The 19,840-nt window shown below is 40.5% G+C and carries 15 protein-coding genes and 1 riboswitch; of the genes, 6 read left to right on the forward strand and 9 right to left on the reverse strand.

Translation table 11 applies throughout. From position 1 onward, the window contains the following. Window positions 1-65: 65 nt before the first annotated feature. A complete protein-coding gene (locus AC6H44_RS11230; protein ID WP_500735546.1) occupies window positions 66-671 on the forward strand; it encodes a TIGR04211 family SH3 domain-containing protein in 606 nt (201 codons plus the stop codon). A gap of 68 nt (window positions 672-739) precedes the next feature. Here AC6H44_RS11230 and AC6H44_RS11235 read toward each other — a convergent pair whose 3' ends face one another. Beyond that, window positions 740-1,222 (reverse strand): Lrp/AsnC ligand binding domain-containing protein, encoded by a 483-nt coding sequence (locus tag AC6H44_RS11235; RefSeq protein ID WP_500735548.1) that lies wholly within the window; start codon window positions 1,220-1,222, stop codon window positions 740-742. A 169-nt stretch (window positions 1,223-1,391) separates the two neighbouring features. Here AC6H44_RS11235 and putA point away from each other — a divergent pair, with 169 nt between their 5' ends. Then, window positions 1,392-5,195 carry a bifunctional proline dehydrogenase/L-glutamate gamma-semialdehyde dehydrogenase PutA gene (gene putA / locus AC6H44_RS11240; protein WP_500735549.1) on the forward strand — a complete coding sequence of 1,268 codons (3,804 nt, stop codon included), beginning with the start codon at window positions 1,392-1,394 and terminating at the stop codon, window positions 5,193-5,195. Between the two features lie 110 nt (window positions 5,196-5,305). Beyond that, window positions 5,306-6,502 (forward strand): cyclic di-GMP phosphodiesterase, encoded by a 1,197-nt coding sequence (locus AC6H44_RS11245; protein ID WP_500735550.1) that lies wholly within the window; start codon window positions 5,306-5,308, stop codon window positions 6,500-6,502. A gap of 7 nt (window positions 6,503-6,509) precedes the next feature. On the opposite strand, the gene AC6H44_RS11250 is transcribed toward AC6H44_RS11245, so the two are convergent. The 6 genes from AC6H44_RS11250 to AC6H44_RS11275 form a co-directional block, all read right to left on the reverse strand. Then, window positions 6,510-7,538: a general secretion pathway protein GspB gene (locus AC6H44_RS11250; protein WP_500735552.1), complete on the reverse strand. Its 1,029-nt coding sequence runs from the start codon at window positions 7,536-7,538 to the stop codon at window positions 6,510-6,512. A gap of 11 nt (window positions 7,539-7,549) precedes the next feature. Beyond that, window positions 7,550-8,467 carry an ExeA family protein gene (locus AC6H44_RS11255; RefSeq protein ID WP_500735553.1) on the reverse strand — a complete coding sequence of 306 codons (918 nt, stop codon included), beginning with the start codon at window positions 8,465-8,467 and terminating at the stop codon, window positions 7,550-7,552. Window positions 8,468-8,599: 132 nt separating this feature from the next. After that, window positions 8,600-9,115: an Lcl C-terminal domain-containing protein gene (locus AC6H44_RS11260; RefSeq protein ID WP_500735555.1), complete on the reverse strand. Its 516-nt coding sequence runs from the start codon at window positions 9,113-9,115 to the stop codon at window positions 8,600-8,602. 10 nt (window positions 9,116-9,125) lie between these two features. Beyond that, complete coding sequence (locus AC6H44_RS11265; RefSeq protein ID WP_500735557.1) at window positions 9,126-10,772, reverse strand: Lcl C-terminal domain-containing protein; 1,647 nt, start codon at window positions 10,770-10,772, stop codon at window positions 9,126-9,128. A gap of 67 nt (window positions 10,773-10,839) precedes the next feature. Then, window positions 10,840-11,172, reverse strand: coding sequence for a hypothetical protein (locus tag AC6H44_RS11270; RefSeq protein WP_500735559.1), 333 nt, complete (start codon window positions 11,170-11,172; stop codon window positions 10,840-10,842). Between the two features lie 32 nt (window positions 11,173-11,204). Next, window positions 11,205-11,909: a DUF2982 domain-containing protein gene (locus AC6H44_RS11275; protein ID WP_500735561.1), complete on the reverse strand. Its 705-nt coding sequence runs from the start codon at window positions 11,907-11,909 to the stop codon at window positions 11,205-11,207. Window positions 11,910-12,147: 238 nt separating this feature from the next. Between AC6H44_RS11275 and AC6H44_RS11280 the strand changes: the two genes are divergently transcribed. From AC6H44_RS11280 to msrA, 3 genes are all read left to right on the forward strand, one after another. Continuing rightward, window positions 12,148-13,200, forward strand: coding sequence for an efflux RND transporter periplasmic adaptor subunit (locus AC6H44_RS11280; RefSeq protein ID WP_500735562.1), 1,053 nt, complete (start codon window positions 12,148-12,150; stop codon window positions 13,198-13,200). A gap of 3 nt (window positions 13,201-13,203) precedes the next feature. After that, window positions 13,204-16,302, forward strand: coding sequence for an efflux RND transporter permease subunit (locus AC6H44_RS11285; protein ID WP_500735564.1), 3,099 nt, complete (start codon window positions 13,204-13,206; stop codon window positions 16,300-16,302). Between the two features lie 76 nt (window positions 16,303-16,378). Next, entirely contained in the window at window positions 16,379-16,915 is a 537-nt protein-coding gene (gene msrA / locus AC6H44_RS11290) for a peptide-methionine (S)-S-oxide reductase MsrA (RefSeq protein WP_500735566.1), read from the forward strand. A gap of 60 nt (window positions 16,916-16,975) precedes the next feature. Here msrA and AC6H44_RS11295 read toward each other — a convergent pair whose 3' ends face one another. Together AC6H44_RS11295 and AC6H44_RS11300 are read right to left on the reverse strand one after the other, a co-directional pair. After that, window positions 16,976-18,799, reverse strand: coding sequence for a TonB-dependent receptor domain-containing protein (locus tag AC6H44_RS11295; RefSeq protein WP_500738427.1), 1,824 nt, complete (start codon window positions 18,797-18,799; stop codon window positions 16,976-16,978). Window positions 18,800-18,847: 48 nt separating this feature from the next. Further along, a riboswitch (cobalamin riboswitch) is annotated at window positions 18,848-19,002 on the reverse strand. Window positions 19,003-19,252: 250 nt separating this feature from the next. Beyond that, window positions 19,253-19,735, reverse strand: coding sequence for a YajQ family cyclic di-GMP-binding protein (locus tag AC6H44_RS11300; protein ID WP_500735567.1), 483 nt, complete (start codon window positions 19,733-19,735; stop codon window positions 19,253-19,255). Window positions 19,736-19,840 lie beyond the last annotated feature (105 nt).

Raw genomic sequence — 19,840 nt, forward strand, 5'->3', positions numbered from 1 at the left:
ATATACTTATGCGAAATAAAAAATCACGTTCACAACGGACACAGCTAGATTAACAAGGTAGATAAATGCTAAAACACTGTTTACTATGGCTGCTTTTTACAGCCGCCCCGTTTATAAGCCAAGCAGAAGAAGCTCAATCAACGTCGCCCGCTAATGCTAAAACAGCTTATATAATCGATAGTTTGTATACTTTTATGCGTTCAGGCGCGAGTAAAGACTACCGCTTGCTTGGTTCGATAGATGCCGGCTCGCAACTGACTTTATTATCTGATGAACAAAACGGTTTTATAAAAGTTAAAGATGATAAAGGCCGCGAGGGTTGGGTAGAGTCTAAATTTATCAGTGAAACATCTGGTTTAAAACAACAGTACCAGGCCCTTAATAACGAAGTAAGCACGATACAAAACAGGCTTCGTCAAGCGCAGATAGAACTCCCAGAGTTGCAACAGCAAAACGCACAGCTAACCGAGCAAAATACTCAACTTTTAGCACAAATTGCTCAATTGCAAGACTCACTTAACCAAGAGCAGCAGCTTAAACAAGCCACCACTGCCAAGGAAAAGCGCCAGCTACTTACCTACGGTGGTGCAATTGCATTTTTAGGCTTGTTTATAGGTATTATTTTAACCATAGTGTTATCTCGCAGAAAACGCTACGAAGGTTGGGCATAAGCACACGCTAAAGTAACAGGCATAAAAAAAGCATCTAAAGATGCTTTTTTTATGCCTGTTAGGATTAGCTAAAAATCTAAGCGTAGCCCTGTATCTTGCTTTATTTTTTCTATCACCATGTAAGTATGATGAGTACCCACTCCTGGAATATCTACCAAATCACCTAATACTTCTCTGTATTCATCCATATTTGAAACACGAATTTTTAATAAATAGTCATAGCCACCCGCGACCATGTCACATTCAATAACCTGCTTAATTTTAAGAATATGCTCGCGAAACACTTTAAATACTGCGGTATTTGAGGTCACCAACGATACTTGTACATGCGCAATTAAGCTTTGATTGAGCTTTTCTTCACTTAGCTTTGCAAAATACCCCTCAATGTAACCTTCCTGCTCTAAGCGTTTAACCCGATCTAAACAGGGGCTGGGGCTTAAACTCACCTGCTTTGCTAGGTTAACATTTGAAATTCTTCCATTGCGCTGCAACACGTCTAAAATTGATATATCGATACGATCAAGCAGGCGTAATCTATTCGGATTTGTCATGTCAGTATTATATATGGATAAGTTAACAATATGCCCTGTAAATTATCGTAAAATGGCAAAATTAACCAGCATATTCTGCTGAATTTTAATTAGAATGCACACCTTATACCAACAATATTTAGCGGTAATTAATCATTACTCTAAGTTTTAACACTCTTGAGGGTTGCTTATGTTATTCAATGGCGATTTAACAACGACTTGTCCAATCAGACAAAGAATTCGTGACTTTTACCGTATTGATGAAAATGCGGTTATTGATCATATTTTACCACTTGCTGAAGTCGGTGTTAAAGCACGAAGTCGTGCATGGGAAAGAGCTCGCCAAATGGTGCACAATATTCGCAAAGACCAAGACGGTCAAAGTGGCGTTGATGCGCTGTTAAATGAATTTTCACTCTCGAGTGAAGAAGGTGTGGTATTAATGTGTTTAGCCGAAGCACTGCTTCGTGTTCCTGATAAAGCAACTCAAGAAACATTAATACGTGATAAATTAGCTAATGGCGATTGGAGCTCTCACTTAGGAAGTAGTGACTCTTTATTCGTTAATGCCTCGTCTTGGGGATTATTAGTAACCGGTAAAATGGTTAACTATAACGATAAAACCAAAGAGCAACAGTTTGGTATGCTCAAAAAGACGATTGGCCGCTTAGGTGAACCTGTTATTCGCAAGTCTGTAAATTTTGCAATGAAAATTATGGGCAAGCAATTCGTAATGGGGCGGACCATTAACGAAGCAATTGAGCGTGCTGCCGATACAGAAAAAAAAGGGTATGTATATTCATACGATATGCTAGGCGAAGGCGCGCGTACAATGAAAGACGCCCAGCGTTACTTTGATAGCTACATGAACGCCATTCATGCCATTGGTAAAGCGGCAAATGGCCGCGGTCCAATAAAAAGTCCAGGTATTTCAGTTAAATTATCGGCTATTCATCCACGCTATGAATTTACTCATAGAAAGCGTGTCATGGAAGAGATTGTACCTAAACTGAAAGAGCTTGCCCTTGCTGCTAAAAAATATGACATCGGGTTTACTGTTGATGCAGAAGAAGCAGACCGTTTAGATATTTCTTTAGATGTTATTGAAGCGGTATTTAGCGATAAAGATCTTGGTGATTGGCAAGGCTTTGGCTTAGCGGTTCAAGCTTATCAAAAGCGCGCTATTTTTGTGATTGAGTGGCTAACCGACCTTGCAAATCGTGTGGGTCGTAAAATGATGGTGCGTTTGGTAAAAGGTGCATACTGGGATACAGAAATTAAAACCACACAACAAGATGGCTTAGATTTTTTCCCTGTGTTTACACGTAAAGCAACCACCGATGTATCATACAAAGCGTGTGCAATTAAAATGCTTGAGGCACGTGATGTATTATATCCGCAATTTGCAACTCACAATGCCTACACCGCAGCGACTATTTTAGAAGTGGCTAAAGGGGATAACCACGGTTTTGAATTTCAACGACTTCACGGTATGGGTGAATCTTTATTTGACCAAATCGTTAATGAAGAAAAAATTCAGTGTCGCGTATACGCGCCGGTAGGCCAACATGAAGACCTACTTGCTTATCTTGTACGTCGATTATTGGAAAATGGGGCTAACTCATCTTTCGTAAACGCCATTGTTGATACCACGCAACCAGTAGAAGCATTACTACCAGACCCTGTTGAAACACTGCAAGGCTTACGTAACAAATACAATACGCAAATAAAAATGGCGATTGATTTGTACGGAGAAGAACGCGCTAACTCAAAAGGTATGGATTTAACAGATATTAACGTTATTACGCCATTTAAAGAAAATTTAGATACCTGGTTTGAAGAACACTTAATTAATCAAAGCCAAGTGCCAGAAGGTGCACTGGCAGTGAAAAATCCTGCAAACCATAAAGAAATTATTGGCCATGTTAAGTTACAAAATAGCGACGAAATGAAGGTGTTGCTCGCCAACGCTGATGCCGCATTTGAGTCATGGTCACAAACGCCAATAAAAGAGCGGGCAAACTTATTACGTCGTGTTGCCGACATCTTAGAGCGCCATCACGATGAACTTGTTGCCATCTGTATCAAAGAAGCGGGTAAAGTAGCACAAGATGGCATTGACGAAGTACGTGAAGCGGTTGATTTTTGCCGTTACTACGCAGCCCGTGCTGAAGAACTTGCGCAAGATGAACGCTTTGAAGCGCGTGGCGTTATTTTATGTATTAGCCCATGGAACTTCCCACTGGCTATTTTCTTAGGCCAAGTAGCTGCAGCAATTGTGACTGGTAACACGGTTATTGCAAAACCCGCAGAACAAACAAGCTTAATTGCACTGCGTGCCATTGAGTTAATGCTCTCTGTTGGCTTACCAGAGCATGTTGTACAGCCTGTGATTGCTCGTGGCAGCGAAGTAGGTAAAACCATTGTCCCTGATGAGCGCATTCAAGCGGTGATGTTTACAGGTTCAACTGAAACTGGCACGCTTATCTCGCAAACATTAGCGGCACGTAATGATTTTCAAGTGCCATTAATTGCAGAAACTGGTGGTCAAAACTGTATGATTGTTGATTCAACAGCGCTTCCTGAGCAGGTTGTTGACGACGTTATTAGCTCTGGCTTTCAAAGTGCGGGTCAGCGTTGTTCAGCCCTTCGTGTTTTATTTATTCAAGAAGATGTGGCTGACGGCATCATTGAAATGCTTAAAGGCGCACTGGCTGAGTTACACATTGGCGACCCTTCATTACTCTCTACTGATGTAGGGCCTGTAATAGACGAAAAAGCATTGAAAACGCTTAACGAGCACGTTGAGTATTTAAAGGGTAATGCAACATTGCATTATGAATGTAAAATCCCTGATAACAGTGAAAATGGCGCATTTTTCTTTGCCCCTCGTTTATACGAGATTAAAGACTTATCAGTATTAAAACGTGAAGTGTTTGGCCCATGTGTTCATGTTATTCGCTTTAAAGCGAAAGAGCTTGATAGCGTTGTTGATCAAATAAACAATACTGGTTACGGCCTAACAATGGGTATTCACTCACGTATTGAAGAACGTTGTGAATATTTAGCTAAAATGTCGCGTGCGGGTAATGTGTACGTTAACCGTAATATGATTGGTGCGATTGTTGGTGTGCAACCGTTTGGTGGCCGTGGACTTTCTGGTACTGGCCCTAAAGCCGGTGGACCAAACTATCTGCAACGTTTAGTGAAAGAAAAAGCTTCACCAGAAAATGTGCAAATGACCAACCTTACGCCAGACGAGCTTGATTTACACCATTACAGTGGGGCAAATGAGCAAGTAGAAAAACTGATGGTTAATTCAATGCGCGACGAAAAAATTTGGCGTGCAACACCACTTAACGATCGTGTTTCTGCAGTACGTCAGTTATTGGCAAAAGTGGCAACGGTTGAAATTATTGACGACCTTGCGGATGATTTAGCCTTAACGCTTGCCGATGCACGGGCGCAATTAAACCGCTTAGAAAAGCACATGCGTAAATACACAACATTACCTGGGCCTACCGGTGAGTCGAATACACTGCACCTTGAAGCGCGTGGCTGTGTGGTTTGTTATGCCGATAAGAGCACCTCGTTTAACTTCTGGGCACTATCGATTATTACTGCACTTGCCGCAGGTAATACGGTAATCACTGTAGCGTCTGAAATATTTTATGAGGAAGCGGTTGCCTTTAAAGATAAATTTATTGCAACCGGTGTTGCTGAAGGCGTGTTCCAAGTAGCTAAACCAAACCAGTTACAGGCTTTATTAGCGCACCCTCATTTAGCAGGGGCGGTCGTTGCTGCGCGTTCTTCTCGCTTAGGCTACTTCAGCCAACAGCTTGCACAACGTAAAGGTGCAATACTGCCAGTGATAAGCTCCGAGTATTACGATACGCTTATTAAGCGCCTTATTACTGAAAAAACAATCAGTATTGATACAACCGCGTCAGGGGGTAACACCTCATTAATGACGCTTGTTGAAGATGATGAATAAAATATAATTATCGAGTAACAAAAAAGACATCAATTTGATGTCTTTTTTTATTTCTAAATGTGAATTTATTTGTTAGATTCTTTATTAGCACTTGTTAATTAGAGCCTAATTTGAAAACCATTACTATTACACAGCTAAAGCCTGGCATGTTTGTACAAAAGGTAATTAAACAAACCGGCAGCATTAAAATAAAAAACCAAGGCTGGGTAAAAACACAAAGCGGCATTAATAAATTAATAAAATCAGGGATTTTAGAGGTTGAAATCGACCCAGATAAAATGTTTTACCCTGAAGGTTCTGAGCAACAACTTCCTCAAAATATAAAAATTGAAGACAAAAAGCGCAACCCTTGGTCAATAACCCACAGCGCTGAACAAGAAATGAGTAAAGCTAAAAAGCTGTACGATGAAGCAAAAAATCTGCAAAAAAAAGCATTTGGCGATATAGAATCTGGCAAAACTGTGGATGTTGCCCCCTTTAAAGAGCTGGCTAGCGGGTTTATAGACTCAGTATTTAGAAACCAAGATGCACTTGCCTGTATTACTCAAATGCGCCAAAAAGACGCTTATTTATTAGAGCACTCAATAAATGTGTCTATTTTGATGAGTATTTTTGCAAAACACCTTGATATTGAAAAACCAATCATTGAACAACTTGCAACCGGTGCCCTGTTACATGATATGGGAAAAATAAAAATACCTGACGCTATTTTAAATAAACCAGGTCGCTACAGTGATGAAGAATTTAAAGTGATGCAAAATCATGCCCTTTTCAGTAAAGAAATTTTAGAGGACGCAGGATTAACAGGAATAGCCGTTGATATTGCGGGCATGCACCATGAGCGCTTAGACGGTAAAGGCTACCCCTTTGGTAAAAAAGGCGATGAAATAAGCCAGTACGTTCGTATGGCCTCAATTGTTGATGTTTACGATGCGCTCACAGCAGAGCGTGTATACAAAGCCGGCATGGAGCCGATTAAAGCATTTAAAATATTAAAACAAGGTTGCCCAGACAGCTTTGACGCTGAACTACTTAACAAGTTTATTCGGTGTATTGGCATTCATCCTGTAGGTACACTCGTGAAACTGTCTAGCCAAAAAGTGGGGCTAGTGACCCAAAGTAACCCCGCCAGCCCATTAAAACCAGTTGTAAAAACGTTTTTTAATGCAAAACATGGGCGTTACATTGAAGTTAAAGATATCGATTTATCAAATAAAAGAACCCAAGACACCCTCGAATCAGCAGTAAAACCAAAAGAATACAACATAGACTTAGAGGGCTTTTATAAGCACTCTATTTTTAATTAATTGGCCACTATTGCGGCCAATCCTGCAATGCTTTTAAGCTAAATTCATAACCATCAAAATCAAGTACGCTCTGATCGGGCGTTATTTCTAGCACTTTCAGCGCCCCGATGGACTCCCCCTCGTATAACTCTCTGCCGTTGAGTTTTATCCAACGCTTATCCGCAGTTGAAGAATAAATATGCGCCTGATACTTAATGCTCGGTAACATACTTTGCAAACCGTCGGGCAATAGCTCTACAGGCTGCACGCGTGATGAATGATAGGAGCCTTGAGTTACTTCGTAGTTGGCTGCGGCCTCAGTGTCATTAACAGCTTGCGCAAACGCATTTTTAAGGGGGTTAGCCACAGTATTAAGTTCAGTTGGCGATGCTTGCTGCTCAGGCACATTTTGATTAAGCGGTTTACCTAATATTTTATATTTACTCAACTCATCAGCACTGAGTGTTTTTTTTGTGGTTTGAGTTTGCGCCAGTTGCGGCTGAACAGATAAAGATTGCAAACCTGATACAGGGTTATTTTGAGCTGAATAATTTTGCGTTTGCCCCTGAATAGCCTGATTAGTGTTCATAGATAAATACTGCCCTTGGGGCGTAAGCAGCATTTGCTGCACACCCGTTGGGGTTTGTACATATACTAGCTGCCCAGCTAAAGCAGGGATACTGTTAAGCGCGGGCGTTGCTTGAGGGGTTATCACAGCGTGAACAGCCGTTTGTTCTTCCTCAGCGTTAACGGTTTTTTCTACAACTGATGCTGACTTTTTTTCAGTAACATCATTTTGAACAACATCATTTTGAACAACATCATTTTGAACAACATCATTTTTTATTTCTATGTTTTCTTTTTGTAACCACTCACCAACAAAAAAACCACTGGCCAATATACCCGTTGCAAATAAACTTCCTGCAAGTAAAAAGCTAATGCGACGATAAGTCATCAACTGACGCTGTTGTTTTAATTTTTGCGCTTGTAAGTCATACTGCTCTGCGCTCATGGTATCGTGTTTTGACTGCTTTAATGCATCTAATAAATAAGACATGAATCACCTAACTAAAAAACAAATGACAGGCCAATCCCTGCACTAAAAAGCGTTAACGCAGCAACAGCATAAGGCCAAATAAACCGAGTTTTGTGAGGCTTGTTATTGGTTGCAATAAAGTCGATAGGTAAAGACTCACTCGCCGCTTGCTTAACAATATCACTGCCAACAACCTTTTGTTGTTTAGAAAAAGCCCCCACTAACGCGCGCTCACAAACAAGATTCATTAATCGTGGCACACCGCCGGTGAGCTGATGCACCATTTGCATGGCTTGCATTGAAAAAATTTTTTCATCGCAGCCCGCTATGTGCAATCGGTGTTGAATATAGGCAATGGTTTGCCCCTCGGTTAGCGCTAACAAATGGTATCTGGCAGTAATTCGCTGTGCTAATTGCCTTAACTCGTTGCGCTTCAAAAGCAGCTGTAATTCAGGCTGACCGACTAATACTATCTGTAATAATTTTTTATGATTTGTTTCAATATTGGTTAATAACCGTAACTGTTCGAGCACGTCGGGGGCAAGTAGCTGAGCTTCGTCAATAATTAAAATAGTATGACCACCTGCTTTATTATTAAATTCAAGCTGCTTTTTAATGACATCCGTTAAACTTTTCAGCGTTGGATTTTGCACATCAGCACTAATTTTTAGCTCATCACAAATGCTGGCTAGCAACTCTAGCTCAGATAAAGCGGGATTGTGGATCATCGCTACTTGGGTGTTTTCAGGTAGGCGCTCTAACATACTGCGCGTTATGGTGGTTTTACCCGTGCCCACTTCACCGGTTAACAGCACAAAACCACCATCTTCACCTAACCCATAAGTAAGATGCGCTAACGCTTCTTTATGACGCTCACTTAAAAATAAATAGTGGGGATTAGGCGAAATTGAGAATGGCTTTTCTTGTAAACCAAAATAGCTTAAATACACCTTAATAGTCCTTGGTCGTTAATTCACGCTCTATCATGTCAAAAAAAGAGCCTGAGTGACAACTACATTCAGGCTTTAATATAAAAATACTGTAAAACAGAGAATTTGGGGGCAGATTTTTATCCGTTACCGTTATTTTTCATAACGCACTAGGCGTAAATACACGTTGCTTGTTTTAGCATGCAAGCTGTTTAAACCGCTGGCAAACTGATAAACCCATGCCGAATTCATATTGTTAATACCTGAGGTATTAGACCAATAATTTTGTAATTTAGTTGCCAAAAATACGCTTTCATCAATACTTGGTTCTACACAACGATGGTCAACAATACTGGCCAATTCCTTAATATTAGGGACTTGCCAGTCATTATACCCTGCGGTGGTATCGTCAAGCGCGCCTTTGAGCGAAGCCTGCCAATTCAATGACTGGGTTTCACCATCGCAACTGTTTGTTTGGCCATTGTAAACTTGCCCATAATTACAACGCTGCCACATTAGCCCTGTTTCAATATCTAATACAGTGCCATCTATGTTAGTTGCAAATCGTTCCGTGTCGTCTGTAGTCCCAACTTCTTCATAACACTGTTGGGCTGCCAGTGATGAGCTCAATCCTACAGCAAATAACACAGAAATCTTAATAAATTTCATCACAATCCCCTTAACGATTTCTAACTAAGCGCACATAAGCGGTATTATTTTTTGGATAAGCTAAGTCGTTACCATTACTCATGTCGATGATATAAGCTTGCGATAAACTGCCGCCATCAACCGCTGTTTGCGAGGTCCAATAACGTAAATGTTTTAGAGTATTAGCCGGTGGTGTATGTGGAAAAAAGGCAGTATCTATTAATGTATTTTGCCCTTGTTTACCGTAGTCAATTAAACTTAATAACTCAGTGTAACTAGGTAAACGCCAGTTACTGCCACCACAAAAATCAAGTGCATTGACTTCATCAATATAGGTTTGCAGCCCGCAATCAACATTGCTGGGGCATGTGGTATTAGCCGTTCCAGTTACATCAGCACTGTTAACCGTGCCTTGCCAAATATAGCGATTTTGCCCATCACGCAGTGTGGTGTTAGGTAACACGCCGGAATAAGGACTTTTTACTTCCCAAACCAGGCCCGTTGTATTATCTCGTATACAACTGAAATTTTGGGCGTCATCTAATAGTTCATCAGCAAACTCATCGAGTTTAGTGTAGTCAAAGGCAAGATTACCTTTGCCTACTTTGCCTAACCTATTAGCAAAGCTATCTCGTCCAAGCTCAGCATCTTGAGCAGGAAAATCATCATTATTACAATTAATTCGTTGGGTATTATTATAACACTCCCCAACCCCTGTATCGTTAATTAACCCAAGCGCTTTAGGTGTTACATCAATAAATACAGTATCGGTATCAGTGCGTCCTTTTGAGTCCATAACTTGAACTTCAAAGCTCAAAGTCGCATTTAAATCAATATCAGAGGCAACAAAGCTGGTTATGCAAGATTGTGAATTCGCAAGAACCTCTGTGTTACCATTAAGTTGCTGCCACTGACACTGATAAGGCTCGGTTGCTGCTTCACTTTTGGTTGCATCTAAAATAACCTGATCAAACTCTTCTACTGTTTGATCAGCGCCTGCATTGGCAATTATCACCTTTGCTGTTTTATCAAGGGTCATATCATAGTGCGATGTTGACACCCCGCCTTCATCATCAGTAACAGTGAGCTGCCATTTTAAACTGCTGTTATTTTCTAAAAGTGGATGAGGGAAGTTAAGCGTTGGATTGATATAACTGCCTATTGCTAAGTCAGGCCCTGATAATAATTGCCATAAGTAACTGCTGACTTCACCATTTTCGTCTGGATCGATTGACTCTAAACCGCTAAGAGTCACAATGTCGTTATAGACTGAGGGTAAATTTGCAGGAGCAATCTGAGTAACAACTGCAATAGGGATTTGATTGTTAGAGGTAATATAAACGCTCAAGTCATCGGTCACTAAACTTCCATCTACAGTTTGATAACTCACCCTTAATACTAGTTCGCTGTCAGATTTCACATCTGGCGCGGTCAGAGTGTGTTCAGCGCCTTCAAGCGGAAAAGTATCTATTATAGGGCCGCTGACTCGTTGCCATGTAAATGTTCCATCAACGGGAGAGCCTTTCGCAGCAATAGTGAATTCTGATTTTTCTACGATTTGAACATCGTTTCCTGCAAATACAGACGTTTTAATAACATCATTATTTGCGCCACCTCCCCCTCCACATGCTGCTAAAAGCAAACATGACATCAGCGATATTAACGACATTGCTTTCATACACAGCACCCTTGTCTTTTAAAATTATCTAAAAAGATAAACAAGCAAAAAAAGTGCCAAAGTACGGCTACATGTAACTATCTTGATGAATACGCACAAACAATCTAGTGCCAATTTTACTATAATCTATTTTATATTCGCGGCCATCTAATGCTTGAACAAATAATAATTGTTTTTCTTCACTAAACACATCGGCACTCGTTATATAAACGACATCTAAATAACGCTCTTTAGCGTCGCGACGATTTTTTGGCAGCTCTTCTTTAAATGGCTCAAGGCCATGACCTGTTACTTTGATTCGAGGATGATCGTCACCATTAACAATCACTAAATCTAGCTTTCTGTCTTTGTGTATTATGGTATTTCGGCCACTTTTAATAAAAGATCTATCTTGGCTCATAATTATTCCTAATTCCGCAGTGAGTGATTATATTATTCAAACTGCGACTTTATAAACGCAGAGGGATTGCGCTTCCATTTATTTAAGTTTGCGCTAAATTCCCAAATATCACTTTCTATCGCACTTGCGGGCAATAATAAGTCATACCCTGTTAGAAGCTGAAGATGCTTGGCTCTATTAGCAAACATTGCTATTAGCCCATTATAATCAATTCCTTTTTTTGACCTAAATTTATTATCTTCAACTAACCATTGTGATGGGCAATGCCCATTTTTGCAATTTTTTTGAACAACTTGCATAAAAAAATGTCGCTGCTCTATCAATAATTTACCCGCTATTCTTGGTGCTAAAGCAGTTAAAAACGCATCTATATCATTTAGTTTAATACCAATCGCGTTAAGCTCAAGGTAATCAACCCCATTTTCAACAGTAGGAATACCACAATGGTGAAAATTTTCTTGAATCAAATCCCAATGTCCATATTTATGCTGATATGTTAATTGCTGCTCAGTTAAAATGATACTATAAAAAGGTTCCTGTGTTTTTAAAAAACCGATTAAAATAGCTGCAATACACAAACTTACTAAAAAAATCTCAATAATACTGATGTGACCTGGGCGCAATAGGTTAAACACCATAATGAAAATTAACCCGATACTTCCCACAGTGAGTATTTCTATACCATTTTTAGCACCTTGAGCTCGGTATTTAAGGGTTGTATTTTTTATATCAACCATACTGAAAAAACGCCATGTAGAATATAAACATAATAATAGCCCACAATACCAACCTTCTTAACATTAAACAGCTTTTGCATGTGGTTTTAAAATTCACTTAGTTATTCCCATTATCGACCCTATTTGCAATAGTATTATTTATTTTTACGCCTAACGCACAAATTAACGAGATACATAACCGCCTTTTTTTCTCCTGATTTCGTACAATGGTTATAATCTATTTTCAGGTATGAAAACAATGTACTCAAGACAATCAGGTAAAGCCTTATTTCCATTTATTATTTCGTTGCTAATAATATTTAGTGTTTATTTATATTTTCCAGTATCGCAGGGCGAACAAGCTGATTACTCACCAACGACAACCCAAGTTACGGCTCACACCGTAAAATCGCAAGAAAATGCGATTATGATTGAGGCTATCGGCAGTGCCCGTGCTAATCAGGCTATTTATATCAAAAGCGCTCAAAACGATTATGTCACTAGTATTTACTTTGAAGACGGCGATTTAGTCAGTAAAGGGCAAAAATTAGTGCAATTGCAAAACCTGCAAGAACAATTTGCCATTAAAGAACTTAGCATTAATTTACAAGAAGAAAAACGTCAATTAGCTAGGCTCACCGAACTTTCTCGATCACAGGCTACAGCAAAATCGTTGCTTGAAGAACAACTCGCTCGGGTTGATGCCACCGAAGCACAATTAGAAAGCGCTAAAACCAAACTTAATGAAATGACGATTACCGCGCCTTTTTCTGGGTTATTGGGAAAACGAGAAATATCAGTAGGCGCTTATGTTAATAACAGTACGATTATTACCACCCTTGATGACATAAGCATTATTAAAGTTGACTTTAAAGTACCTGAAAAATACCTGGCTCAACTGAAAAACGGCATGACGGTTATCACTCAAAATGACGCTTACCCAGATCAAACGTTTAGCGGTAAAGTAACTCATATTAGTTCGCGCATCGACTCAGTGACACGCAGTGTCGAAGTTACCGCCAGTTTTGCAAACAAATCTGGTTTACTGCGTCCGGGAATGTTACTTAATACCGCATTAGAACTAAGCAGCAATCAAGCACTTATGGTGCCTGAAAAAGCCATTATCCCATTACAAGATAAACACTATGTTTTTCAAATTGAAGATGGTATCGCCAAGCGTGTTGAAGTACATGTGGCCAGTAGAAATAATGGCTGGGTAGCTATAGACAGTGGGCTAAACGATGGCGAGCAAATAGTAACCGAGGGAATTATTAAAATTCGCTCTGGTAGCAAAGTTAGCGTTAAGGGGTAACACGTGAAAATTACCGATACTAGCGTTAAACGCCCCGTTTTTGCGATTGTTATTAACTTACTGTTACTCACTTTTGGTCTGGTCGCTTTTAGCATGCTGCCGCTGCGTGAGTATCCTGATATTGAAACACCTATTGTTAATATTAGCACCGAATACACAGGTGCATCAGCGGAAATCATTGAAACTAAAATAACCCAAGTTATCGAAAATCGTATATCAGGCATTGAAGGGATTAAAAGTATTAACTCGTCGAGCCGAAACGGTCGCTCAAATATTACCATTGAGTTTAATATCAACCGAGACATAGACGCAGCCTCAAATGATGTGCGTGAACGAGTAGCACGTGCACTCGATAGCCTTCCTGAGCAAGTTCGCCCGCCGGAAGTATCAAAATCAGACAGTGATGACAGCCCGATTGCTTGGTTTGTACTTAATAGTGAAACTATGGATTCATTACAACTTTCTGATTATGCACAGCGCTTTATTGTGGACCGTTTAGCTGTTGTTGATGGTGTATCTAATGTACGTATTGGCGGTGAGCGTAAATATGCTATGAAAGTATGGCTAAACCGTCAAGCTATGGCAGCAAGAGGCATAACATCGAGCGATATAGAGCAAACGCTGCGTAGTGAAAATGTGGAGCTTCCTGCGGGTGAAATTGAATCGGTCGATCGTGACTTTACTGTACGAACCGCACGCAGTTACAAAAGCCAACAAGATTTTCATAACCTTGTTATAAAGCGAGGCGAAGATGGCTATTTGGTGCGTTTAGGTGAAGTAGCCGACGTTAAATTAGAAGCCGCCGATGACGAAAGTTTATTTCGGGGTAATGGCCGCAACATGATAGGCATGGGCATAGTCAAGCAAGCCAAGGCCAACACTTTAACTGTGGTAGATAACGCACGCAGTGAACTTGAAAAAATTAAACGCAATTTACCACAAGGTACCACCATAGAAGACAGTTACGACTCTTCAATATTTATTAAGGAGTCGATTAACGAGGTTTATAAAACCTTAGCAATTTCTATGGGATTAGTCGTACTAATTATCTTCATATTCTTAGGTAACATTCGTGCCACTCTTATCCCTGCGGTCACTGTACCGGTCGCTTTAGTCAGCAGTTTTATGTTTTTATTAGCAATGGGCTATTCAATTAACCTATTAACATTACTGGCACTGGTATTGGCAATAGGCTTGGTGGTGGATGACGCCATTGTCATGCTAGAAAACATTCACCGGCGTATTGAACTTGGTGAGCCGCCTTTACTTGCATCTTATCGCGGTGCACGCGAGGTTGGTTTTGCAATCATCGCCACTACGCTAGTGCTAATTTCGGTATTTGTGCCATTGGTTTTTATGGATGGGCGAATTGGCGCACTATTTACAGAATTTGCAATGGCGGTCAGTGCTGCGGTGTTTTTCTCCAGTATAACGGCACTGACTCTTTCTCCGGCACTGTGTTCAAAAGTACTTAAAGCCTCAGAAAAAGAAAGTAAGTTTAGCCAAGTCATGGATCGCTTTTTCACAAAATTAGAAAATGGATACCGTCATTCTTTAGCGTCAAACATGACCCGTAAATGGGGCTTAATGCTGTGTTTAGTGCTAGCTGGATTTGTTAGTTACTCATTATTTTTACAAATACCATCGGAATTAACCCCAAAAGAAGACCGCGGTACATTTTTTGTGCTAATGAATGGCCCTGAAGGAGCCAGTTATGAGAATAATGCTGCTAACATGGCAAAAATTGAAGAGCGCTTGATGCCTTACTCAGAATCTGGCGAGCTTAGTCGTGTGTTAGTTCGCGTGCCTGGCTGGGGTGGCAGTGGCGGTGTTGCTATTGTCGGAATGGCTGATTGGGATAAACGCAAACGCTCAACATGGGAAGTCATGGATGAAATAAGTGGCAAAATGCAAGAAGTCACTGATGTGCGTGCTTTTGCCATTATGCGCAGAGGTATTGGCGGTGGCGGATCATCGCGCCCCATCGAGTTTGTATTACAAGGTAACGATTATGCACAACTTGCAGATTGGCGCGATAGAATCATTGAGCGCGCCGAGAAAAACCCAGGGCTTGTTCGTATTGATCATGATTACAAAGAAACCTTCCCACAATTTTTAGTCAGTATTGATAAAAACAAGGCCGCCGATTTAGGCGTTTCGCTATCCGATGTAGGCCGAACCCTAGAAACCATGCTAGGGCAACGTAGGGTAACCACTTTTATCGATCGTGGTGAAGAGTACGATGTAATATTAAAAGGAACCAAAGAAGACTTTGTCAATCCTACTGATATTTCAAACATTTATCTTAAATCACGCAGCAGTGAACTTGTTCCTCTTGATAGCCTTATTAGCTTAAAAGAGGAAGCAACTGCTTCGCGCTTAAATCGTTACAACCGTATGCGTGCAATTACGCTAAGCGCTAACCTTGCAGAGGGTTATACATTAGAGCAAGCGTTAAACTTTTTAAATGAAGTTGCCGCACAGGAAAACGATATTGATGGTGCGATTGCTTATAAAGGTGAGTCGGAGCTGTTTTATGAGGGCGCCTCTGCCATGACCTATGTGTTTGTACTGGCCTTAACGGTGACCTTCTTAGTACTTGCCGCTCAATTTGAAAGTTTTGTACACCCACTCGTTATCATGCTAACCGTACCACTTGGCTTAATGGGGGCTATGTTTGGACTTTGGAGTATGGGACTAACCCTTAACATATACAGCCAAATAGGCATTGTTATGCTTATCGGGTTAAGTGCTAAAAACGGTATCCTTATCGTTGAGTTTACTAATCAACTACGCGACAAAGGCATGGAGTTTAGTGAGGCAATTTTACAAGCCGCTACACAGCGTTTGCGCCCGATAATAATGACTTCACTAACCACAGTTATGAGCGCCGTGCCTTTAGTGCTGGCCTCAGGCCCGGGTTCGGAAAGCCGCATGGTTATTGGTGTGGTGGTATTTACAGGTGTGACTATTGCAACCATACTCACATTGTTTGTGGTACCAGCCGCGTATTACGCACTTGCACGCAATACACAATCACCAGAGTTTTTACAACAAAAACTTGATAAACAAGCCGCTGAAAAACCGCAAAAAGAGATCTAAGTGACTCAAGGCGTCGTAACTAGTTGCTACTGCGTCATATTTGATGCGCGCATTCCATACAATTGAGGAACTATCTATGAGTTCGACCACACAAGCAGCAACACTCGGCGGCGGCTGTTTTTGGTGCATTGATGCAGCATTTAGACGTGTTAACGGTGTACTGAGCGTTTGTTCTGGCTACACGGGTGGGCATATTGATAACCCAACCTACAAAGTCATTTGCACGGGTAACAGCGGCCATGCAGAAGTGGTTAGGGTTGAGTTTGATTCGAGTATTATAAGTTTTGAAACCTTACTCGCGATGTTTTTTACTCTGCACGATGCCACTCAATTAAATCGCCAAGGTAACGACATTGGCACTCAGTATCGCAGCGTTGTGTATTACCACAATGAGCAGCAACAAGCGCAAACGCAAGCTGTTATTGCTGCGCTGCAAACACATGTTAGCGAACCGATAGTAACAGAGCTCAGCCCAGCAACAACCTTCTACCCTGCTGAGAGTTTTCATCAAGACTACTACAATGAAAACCCCGAGCAAGGCTATTGTAGTATTTTAATTGCCCCTAAGCTGCATAAGTTTGAAACTGAGTTTGAAGAGTTTTTAGATAAGTAATGTATTAAAAAGCCCGATTTAAATCGGGCTTTTGTATATTAATTAATATCGTATTAGTAATTAAAACTGGTAATTTACACCTGCAAAAAACCGGCGTTCGGGCGCATTATAGTAATATACTTCTGTCGTTGTAGAGTCTAGGTGAGAATCTATCACGTTATAGTCTTTGTCAAATAAATTCTCTACACGAAGGGATACTGTAATTTGTTCGTTTACTTGGTAGTTACCCGCTAAATTCCAAAGTGTATAAGAACCTAAATGTGTTACAACTCCCTGACGGTCGCTGCGATATTGCATATCAATACGTGCGTCAAACCCACCAAATTGCCTTTTAAGCTCCCAGCTAAACGTGCGTCTGGCCACATTTCTTAAAGCCTCGCCAGTTTCTTTGTCTTCGGCACTTAAATAAGCAAAATTAAGATTATTATCAAAGCCAAAAATTTGGTTTGCAAAGCTCACCTCAATCCCTTCATAACGTGCCTCATTAATATTGGTCAGTGAGAAATTAGTATCGTAGGCAATTTGATCTTTAATCTCATTTCTAAATACGGCCACATCTACACGTGCAGTTTCAAAGTCAACATTCAGACCCAGCTCACGATTTACCGACGTCTCTGGCTGAAGATCTGGATTACCATATAGTGGGTAATATAAATCATTAAATGTAGGTGCTTTAAAGCCCGTATTTTGACTTAAACGAAATGTCGCGTTGTTAGATAAATGATAACCTGCAGCGGCTGTATAAGTTGTTTCATCGCCAAACTGTTCATCATCATCTTGACGAACTGTTAAATTTGCAAGCAGTGCATCTGAGTTATAATATGCCCCAGCAAATACAGCTAGCACATCACGCTCTTGCACTTCAAAAATAATTGAACTTTGCGATACATCGTCGTTATACCAATTAACACCCCCGCTAAAATTTAAGGTGTCGCTGAAACGGTATTGTCCGTTATAGTCAATCTGTGAACGTTTAGTAATAAACGTACTTGTTGTAGGCCCTTTTGTCGCATCAACATAATCGTTGCCTGAATCATCGGTTGCAAAAGCAATATCAATACTGTGCGTTTGGTTGTTATAGTTTTTATTCCAACCAGCAGACAATTGATAATTTTTAAAGTCATTGCGTTCAATCGTGCTATCGGCCGGACTAGAGGGACTATCATAATCAGCAAAGCCCTCGCTGTATTGACCTAACAACTTAAAACTACCGTAATTACTCTGTGTATAATTTACTTTAAAGCCAACATTTTTATTTTCATAACCATCGTCATCCGAAGCTACACCTTGAAGTACGTCAAAGTTATCGGTTTTTTCAAAGCCTGCATTAAATGCAGTAGTTACATCGCCGGATTTAACCGCGCCTGCCACTTGATAATCTTGGTAAGCGTCTGAACCAAAAGTGACATCAAGCGATAAGTTATTCGCTTCGCGAGTAATAATATTAATAACACCCGCTAATGCATCAGAGCCGTAAACCGCGGCTCGTGAGCCTTTAATAATTTCGATACGTTCAATGCTATTTAAAGGCACGTTACTCAGTGCTTTTTGACCAAGCGTTGCAGAGCCGGTACGCACCCCATCAATTAAAATTAAGGTATCGCCCGATCCCATTCCACGTAATGATACGCCGGCATTTTGTCCAAAACCACCATTAGGGTTAATTTGAAAACCAACGTATGAGTTTAATAAAGTGGGTAAATCGCGAACATTACTGGCCTCAATATCACTACGGTTTATAACGTTTACACTCGCTAATACATTATTCACAGGTTGCTCAAATTTATTAGCAGTTACTGTTATTGTTTCGATTGGTTGCTCTGCAGATGCAGAAAAAGACAGCGCAGCCGAAATGGCCACACCCAGTGCGGTTTTATTTAACATCATGTCCCCTACCTTTGCCCACCGCAAAGATGTTAGTAAGTAAGATTAATTCAAGGCCGGTCTCCGGACTCAGTTACCGTAAGGATAAACTTTACCGTTGCGGGGGCAGTGTTGGGATTGATTTCGTCAATGAAAACGCACCAACTTCCCGATTATCTTGCTAAAAAAATCACACCATTGAAGTGTTTAGCAAGCACCTTGAAAACAGGCCGCTATTGTGGTTATTTTAAGCATAAAAGTCAATAGACGGCTATACATCTATAAGCTCGGGGTTCGGGGTTCGGGGTTCGGGGTTCGGGGTTCGGAGTTCGGAGTTCGGAGTTCGGAGTTCGGAGTTCGGAGTTCGGAACTATCATACATTCTAAAATAGAGAAGCCAAACAATATAACGTGTTTGGCTTTATACATGTTCCTTTGAACTTAGCGCCTATAGTGCCAAGTTCGAAGCAATAAATTAATCACGGAAGTTTTTAAACTGAAATGGCTGACCTAAATCTGCCGTGCGTACAACTTGCATAGCTTCTTGTAAGTCATCACGTTTTTTGCCAGTAACACGAACCTCTTCACCTTGAATAGCCGCTTGTACTTTTACTTTAGAATCTTTAATGGCTTTAACTACTTTTTTAGCCATGTCTTTTTCGATACCCTGTTTAAGAGCAACGTTTCGAAACACATTTTTACCTGCGCGTGAAATATCTTGTAGCTCAAGGCTTGCCACATCCATCCCACGCTTAGAGATTTTGTTCGCTAAAATATCAAACAATTGCATAACCTGAGCATCGGCTTCAGCTTTTAATTTAATTGTTTTATCGTTTAGCTCTATTGAGGCATCAACGCCTCTAAAATCAAATCGCGTTTCAAGTTCACGGTTGGCGTTATCAACCGCGTTTTTTGCTTCGTTCATTTCTACTTCAGATACAATATCAAATGAAGGCATGGCGTTCTCCTAACTATCTAATCTTAATTTTATGCGGCAATTATAACGTTAAAATGATAAATCTTTACATTTTTCTGCATCTTGTTCAGGTGCGATACTAAATTA

The organism is Pseudoalteromonas sp. TAP-3C (genome assembly GCF_059888565.1).

Coding starts and splice junctions, on each gene's coding strand:
- AC6H44_RS11230 (WP_500735546.1), top strand. CDS start 66: ATGCTAAAACACTGTTTACTATGGCTGCTTTTTACAGCCGCCCCGTTT.
- AC6H44_RS11235 (WP_500735548.1), bottom strand. CDS start 1,222: ATGACAAATCCGAATAGATTACGCCTGCTTGATCGTATCGATATATCA.
- putA (WP_500735549.1), top strand. CDS start 1,392: ATGTTATTCAATGGCGATTTAACAACGACTTGTCCAATCAGACAAAGA.
- AC6H44_RS11250 (WP_500735552.1), bottom strand. CDS start 7,538: ATGTCTTATTTATTAGATGCATTAAAGCAGTCAAAACACGATACCATG.
- AC6H44_RS11260 (WP_500735555.1), bottom strand. CDS start 9,115: ATGAAATTTATTAAGATTTCTGTGTTATTTGCTGTAGGATTGAGCTCA.
- AC6H44_RS11265 (WP_500735557.1), bottom strand. CDS start 10,772: ATGAAAGCAATGTCGTTAATATCGCTGATGTCATGTTTGCTTTTAGCA.
- AC6H44_RS11270 (WP_500735559.1), bottom strand. CDS start 11,172: ATGAGCCAAGATAGATCTTTTATTAAAAGTGGCCGAAATACCATAATA.
- AC6H44_RS11275 (WP_500735561.1), bottom strand. CDS start 11,909: ATGGTTGATATAAAAAATACAACCCTTAAATACCGAGCTCAAGGTGCT.
- AC6H44_RS11280 (WP_500735562.1), top strand. CDS start 12,148: ATGTACTCAAGACAATCAGGTAAAGCCTTATTTCCATTTATTATTTCG.
- msrA (WP_500735566.1), top strand. CDS start 16,379: ATGAGTTCGACCACACAAGCAGCAACACTCGGCGGCGGCTGTTTTTGG.
- AC6H44_RS11295 (WP_500738427.1), bottom strand. CDS start 18,799: ATGTTAAATAAAACCGCACTGGGTGTGGCCATTTCGGCTGCGCTGTCT.
- AC6H44_RS11300 (WP_500735567.1), bottom strand. CDS start 19,735: ATGCCTTCATTTGATATTGTATCTGAAGTAGAAATGAACGAAGCAAAA.